Below are 6341 nucleotides of genomic sequence, written 5' to 3' on the forward strand. Positions count from 1 at the left end.
CGCGGCCCCGGCTTTTTTTTTATTTTAAAAAACGCGCGGGCCCAACCCCCGCTCCTACAACTCAGGGTTTAGCCTTGACCTTCTCTGAGGGCCTGCGCACGCCCGCCACGATTTTGTCCACGGCCTTGGTGGCCGCGACCATGCCGAAGGTCGCGGTGACCATCATCACGGCGCCAAAACCGCCGGCACAATCGAGCTTCACACCATCGCCTACAAAACTTTTCTGCAGGCAAATGCTGCCGTCAGGCTTGGGATAGCGCAGTTGCTCGGTCGAAAACACACACGGCACGCTGTAGTGACGGGTTACCGTGCGCGAAAAGCCGTAATCGCGACGCAAGGTAGAACGCACTTTCGAGGCCAGCGGGTCATTAAAGGTACGGTTCAGGTCGCAGACCTGAATCAGGGTCGGGTCAATTTGCCCGCCCGCACCGCCCGTGGTGATGATCTGGATCTTGCGCCGCTTGCACCAAGCAATCAGCGCCGCCTTGGCATTGACGCTGTCGATGCAGTCGATCACGCAGTCAATGTTCGGGGTGATGTACTCAGCCATGGTTTCGCGGGTCACGAAATCCGCCACCGCATGCACGGTGCAGGCCGGGTTGATCTCGCGCAGGCGCTCAGCCATCACTTCGACTTTGTCCCGACCAATGGTCGAGCTCAGTGCGTGCAACTGGCGGTTGCTGTTGCTGACGCACACGTCATCGAGGTCGAACAACGAGATTTCGCCGACGCCGCAGCGGGCAATTGCCTCGGCCGCCCACGAGCCGACACCGCCCACGCCCACAATTGCCACGTGCGCTGCACGCAGTCGTTCCAGGCCTTGCAGCCCATATAACCGGGCAACGCCGGCAAACCGTGGATCTTCTGTACTCATGACCAACACCCCAAAAACCGGCGCGCATTATAGGGGGCATGCGGGCCGTTGAGTATCTTTACCAAGCTCTATGCGACCAACACTGCTTTAATGACCCACTAGTTAACAAGACAAGAGCTACAAGCAACAAAGAAAGAACTTAAGAGTGCTCTAGCTGCCCAATGCGCGACCTGATTCCGTGTGCTGTACGGTGGGTCAGAGCGCAGTGTAGGATGCGCGCCGTTTGGCACTTGCCGATCGATCTTCGTTCCACTCCCTTTGGAACCCGAAAACGTTATGTCATCGCGTAAATTTGGACTCAACCTGGTGGTCGTGCTGGCCATCGCTGCCCTCTTCACAGGCTTCTGGGCGCTGATTAACCGCCCGGTATCCGCCCCCAACTGGCCTGATCAGATCTCCGGCTTTTCGTACTCGCCGTTCCAACAAGGCCAGTACCCGCAGAAAGACCAGTACCCGACCGACGATGAAATGCGTCGCGACCTGGAGATCATGAGCAAGCTGACCGACAACATTCGTACCTACTCGGTCGACGGCACCTTGGGCGACATCCCCAAGCTGGCGGAAGAGTTCGGCCTGCGGGTGACCCTCGGCATCTGGATCAGCCCCGATCTGGAGCGCAACGAGCGCGAAATTCAAAAAGCCATCGAACTGGCCAATAACTCGCGCAGCGTCGTACGGGTTGTGGTCGGCAACGAAGCGCTGTTTCGCGAAGAGATCACCCCCGAAGACCTCGCCGTGCTGCTGGACCGGGTGCGAGCCGCGGTCAAAGTCCCGGTGACCACCTCTGAGCAGTGGCACATCTGGGAGAAATACCCGCAACTGGCCAAGCACGTTGACCTGATCGCCGCGCACATCCTGCCGTACTGGGAATTTATCCCGGTCGACAAAGCTGGCCAGTTTGTTCTGGACCGCGCCCGCGACCTGAAAAAAATCTTCCCGAAAAAACCGCTGCTGCTCTCCGAGGTCGGCTGGCCGAGCAACGGTCGCATGCGCGGTGGCGCTGACGCGTCACCGGCTGACCAGGCCATTTACCTGCGTACGCTGGTCAATAACCTGAACCGTCGCGGCTACAACTACTTCGTGATCGAAGCCTTCGACCAGCCGTGGAAGGCCAGCGATGAAGGTTCAGTCGGCGCGTACTGGGGTGTATTCAACGCGGCCCGCCAGCAAAAATTCAACTTTGAAGGCCCGGTGGTTGCCATCCCGCAGTGGCGCGTACTGGCCATTGGCTCGGTGGTGATGGGCTTGCTGTCGCTGGCCTTGCTGCTGATCGACGGCTCGGCCTTGCGTCAACGTGGCCGCACCTTCCTGACCTTCACCGCATTCCTGTGTGGTTCGGCGCTGGTATGGATCGGCTACGACTACAGCCAGCAATACAGCACCTGGTTCAGCCTGACGGTGGGTTTCCTGCTCGGGCTAGGCGCGCTCGGGGTGTTTATTGTGCTGCTCACCGAGGCCCATGAACTGGCTGAAGCGGTCTGGATTCGCAAGCGGCGCCGTGAGTTTTTACCGGTCGAAAGCGACGATGCCTACCGCCCGAAAGTCTCGATTCATGTGCCGTGTTACAACGAGCCGCCAGAGATGGTCAAACAGACGCTTAACGCGCTGGCCAACCTCGATTACCCGGACTTCGAAGTGTTGCTGATCGACAACAACACCAAAGACCCGGCGGTGTGGGAACCGGTGCGTGACTACTGCGCCACCCTGGGCCCGCGCTTCAAGTTTTTCCATGTGGCACCGCTGGCCGGCTTCAAGGGCGGCGCGCTGAACTACTTGATCCCGCACACCGCGCCAGACGCCGAAGTGATCGCGGTTATCGACTCCGATTACTGCGTCGATCGCAACTGGCTCAAGCACATGGTGCCGCACTTTGCCGACCCGAAAATCGCCATCGTGCAGTCGCCGCAAGACTACCGCGACCACAGTGAAAGCACCTTCAAGAAGCTCTGCTACTCGGAATACAAAGGCTTCTTCCACATTGGTATGGTGACCCGCAACGACCGTGACGCGATCATTCAGCACGGCACCATGACCATGACCCGTCGCTCGGTGCTTGAAGAGTTGGGCTGGGCTGACTGGTGCATCTGTGAAGACGCCGAGCTGGGCCTGCGCGTGTTCGAAAAGGGCTATTCCGCAGCCTATTCCCACAACAGCTACGGCAAAGGGCTGATGCCCGATACCTTTATCGACTTCAAGAAACAGCGCTTCCGCTGGGCCTATGGGGCGATTCAGATCATCAAGCGTCACGCGTCGAGCCTGCTGCTGGGCAAAAACACCGAGCTGACCCGTGGCCAGCGTTATCACTTCCTCGCGGGCTGGTTACCGTGGGTGGCTGACGGCATGAATATTTTCTTCACCGTGGGCGCCCTGCTGTGGTCGGCGGCGATGATTATTGTGCCGACGCGGGTTGACCCGCCGTTACTGATTTTCGCCATCCCGCCGTTGGCGCTATTTGTGTTCAAGGTCGGCAAGATCATCTTCCTGTACCGCCGCGCCGTGGGGGTCAACCTCAAGGACGCATTTGCCGCAGCCCTGGCAGGCCTGGCGTTGTCGCACACCATCGCCAAAGCGGTGCTGTACGGCTTCTTCACCACCAGCATTCCGTTCTTCCGCACGCCTAAAAACGCCGACAATCACGGCTTTTGGGTGGCCATTTCGGAAGCCCGCGAAGAAGTCTTCATCATGCTGTTGCTGTGGGGTGCAGCGCTCGGGATCTTCTTGGTCCAGGGCCTGCCGAGCAACGACATGCGCTTCTGGGTGGTGATGCTGATGGTGCAATCGCTGCCGTATCTGGCGGCGCTGATCATGGCCTTCACCTCGTCCCTGCCCAAGCCTGTTGAGGCCGAGCAGGAGCAACCCGCGGCATAAATTGCACGCAACCTCTAAACGGCGGCCTCTGGCCGCCGTTTTGCTTTAAGATAACCGCCCTTTTGTGCCGTGCCGCCCGCACTTGTCCCGCTTCGGAGTCCCTATCATGACGGCCCATGCCGACCTTTCGCCGACCCTGCAACTTGCCTGCGATCTGATTCGTCGCCCTTCTGTGACGCCGATCGACGCCGACTGCCAGAAGCTGATGATGCAACGCTTGGGCGATGCCGGCTTCAAGCTGGAACCGATGCGCATCGAAGACGTTGATAACTTCTGGGCCACCCACGGCAAACACGAAGGCCCGGTGCTGTGCTTCGCCGGCCACACCGACGTGGTGCCGACCGGCCCGGTGCACGCCTGGCAGAACGACCCGTTTGACGCAGTGATCGACGAACACGGCATGCTCTGCGGACGCGGCGCCGCCGACATGAAGGGCAGCCTCGCGGCCATGCTGGTCGCCGCTGAGCGCTTTGTTGCGGACTACCCGGACCACAAGGGTTCGGTCGCGTTTCTGATCACCAGCGACGAAGAAGGCCCGGCCCACCACGGCACCAAGGCGGTGGTCGAGCGTTTTGCTGCACGTAATGAGCGTCTGGACTGGTGCATCGTTGGCGAACCGTCGAGCACCACCCTGGTCGGTGACGTGGTGAAAAACGGTCGTCGTGGCTCGCTGGGCGCCAAGCTCACCGTTCGCGGTGTTCAGGGCCACGTTGCCTACCCGCACCTGGCCAAGAACCCGATCCACTTGGCGGCACCGGCGCTGGCTGAACTGGCCGCCGAGCACTGGGATGACGGCAACGCGTTCTTCCCGCCGACCAGCTTCCAGATCTCCAACCTCAACTCGGGCACCGGCGCGACCAACGTGATCCCCGGCGATCTGGTGGCGGTTTTCAACTTCCGCTTCTCTACCGAGTCCACCGTTGAAGGCTTGCAGCAACGCGTCGCTGATATCCTCGACAAGCACGACCTGGACTGGCACATCGAGTGGGCGCTGTCCGGCCTGCCGTTCCTCACCGAGCCGGGCGCCCTGCTGGACGCCGTATCGTCGAGCATCAAACAGGTCACCGGCCGCGAAACCAAAGCCTCCACCAGCGGTGGCACCTCGGACGGGCGTTTTATCGCCACCCTGGGCACCCAAGTGGTTGAACTGGGCCCGGTCAACGCGACCATCCACCAGGTCAACGAGCGGGTACTGGCCAGCGATCTCGACGTGCTGACCGAGATCTACTACCACACCCTGATCAAGTTGCTCGCCTGATGCTCGCTTGCCCTATTTGCGCAGCGCCGCTGGCGGCGCTCGACAATGGCGTGGCCTGCCCCGCAGGCCATCGCTTTGACCGTGCCCGCCAGGGTTATTTGAACCTGTTGCCGGTGCAGCACAAAAACAGCCGCGACCCTGGTGACAACCAGGCCATGGTTGAAGCCCGCCGCGATTTCCTCAACGCAGGCCACTATGCGCCCGTGGCCAAGCGTCTGGCTGAACTGGCCGCCGAGCGCGCCCCGCAGCACTGGCTCGACATCGGCTGTGGCGAGGGCTACTACACCGCGCAAATCGCCGACGCCTTGCCCAATGCCGACGGTTACGCACTCGACATTTCCCGTGAGGCCGTCAAGCGCGCCTGCAAGCGCAACCCGAACCTGAGCTGGCTGGTCGCCAGCATGGCGCGGGTGCCCATGGCTGATGCCAGCTGCCAGTTCCTTGCCAGTGTGTTCAGCCCGCTCGACTGGCTAGAAGCCAAGCGCTTGCTCAGCCCCGGCGGCGGTTTGATGCGCGTAGGCCCGACCCGAGGCCATCTGATGGAGCTGCGTGAGCGGCTCTACGACGAGGTACGCGACTACAGCGACGACAAGCATTTGGCCCTGGTGCCGGACGGCATGCAGTTGCAACACAGTGAAACACTGGAGTTCACCTTGAGCCTGAGCGAGCCCCAGGACCGCGCCAACTTGTTGGCCATGACCCCGCACGGCTGGCGCGCCAGTGCCGAACGCCGGGCACAGGTCATCGAAGACCCGGAGCCTTTAAAGGTGACGGTGTCCATGCGTTACGATTATTTCGTGCTTCAATAACCCTTTTACGGCCTGCCACCCCAGCGGCGGGCCCGACGAATCCGCGAATGGATTTTTCAGACACGCAGTGAGGACCATCCATGCGCCAGCCCGATATTGAGATTTACCTGAAGGAAGCGGTCACCTACAAAGAAGTCGCCGACTGGCTGTCCACGGTGCTGGGCGAGTGCTCGGAGTGGAAGCAAAAAGGCCAGGTATGGAAATGCACCGCCGGCAAGGTTCCAGTGACCTGGATGCCAAAGGCCGTGGGCAAGTGGAACAGCCTGTACCTGGAAAGCGACCAAACGCCATGGGAAGACGACATCGCCTGCGCCCGTGATGCCTTCAAGGCATTGAACGTAGAAGTCCGTTGCGCGCCGGGCACCTGGGTTGAAGAAGACGGCGAAGAAGACGCTGACCGCTGGATCCGCGTCAGCGCAGACGGCGAAGAAGAAATCACCTGGCGCACCGGTTCCTGATCCATACCGAAATACCCTGTAGGAGCGAGCTTGCCTCGCGATCTTTTCAAAATCAAAAGATCGCGAGGCAAGCT

At 60.7% G+C, this 6341-nt stretch carries 5 protein-coding genes; 4 read left to right on the plus strand and 1 reads right to left on the minus strand.

From position 1 onward, the window contains the following. Nucleotides 1-61: 61 nt before the first annotated feature. Nucleotides 62-874, minus strand: coding sequence for a tRNA cyclic N6-threonylcarbamoyladenosine(37) synthase TcdA (gene tcdA, locus QMX84_RS25475; protein ID WP_153335864.1), 813 nt, complete (start codon nt 872-874; stop codon nt 62-64). Nucleotides 875-1150: 276 nt separating this feature from the next. Between tcdA and QMX84_RS25480 the strand changes: the two genes are divergently transcribed. From QMX84_RS25480 to QMX84_RS25495, 4 genes are all read left to right on the plus strand, one after another. After that, nucleotides 1151-3742, plus strand: coding sequence for a glycosyltransferase (locus tag QMX84_RS25480; protein ID WP_048385575.1), 2592 nt, complete (start codon nt 1151-1153; stop codon nt 3740-3742). A gap of 106 nt (nt 3743-3848) precedes the next feature. After that, nucleotides 3849-5000, plus strand: a complete 1152-nt coding sequence (dapE, locus tag QMX84_RS25485; protein ID WP_282365079.1) for a succinyl-diaminopimelate desuccinylase — start codon at nt 3849-3851, stop codon at nt 4998-5000. Further along, nucleotides 5000-5809: a putative RNA methyltransferase gene (locus tag QMX84_RS25490; protein ID WP_282365080.1), complete on the plus strand. Its 810-nt coding sequence runs from the start codon at nt 5000-5002 to the stop codon at nt 5807-5809. Before dapE ends, QMX84_RS25490 begins: the two co-directional genes overlap by 1 nt. An 80-nt stretch (nt 5810-5889) precedes the next feature. Next, nucleotides 5890-6267: a hypothetical protein gene (locus tag QMX84_RS25495; protein WP_123749716.1), complete on the plus strand. Its 378-nt coding sequence runs from the start codon at nt 5890-5892 to the stop codon at nt 6265-6267. The last annotated feature ends 74 nt before the right edge of the window (nt 6268-6341 follow it).

Origin of the sequence: Pseudomonas sp. PS01297 (assembly GCF_029959305.1) — a bacterium.
Lineage (GTDB): Bacteria > Pseudomonadota > Gammaproteobacteria > Pseudomonadales > Pseudomonadaceae > Aquipseudomonas > Aquipseudomonas helleri.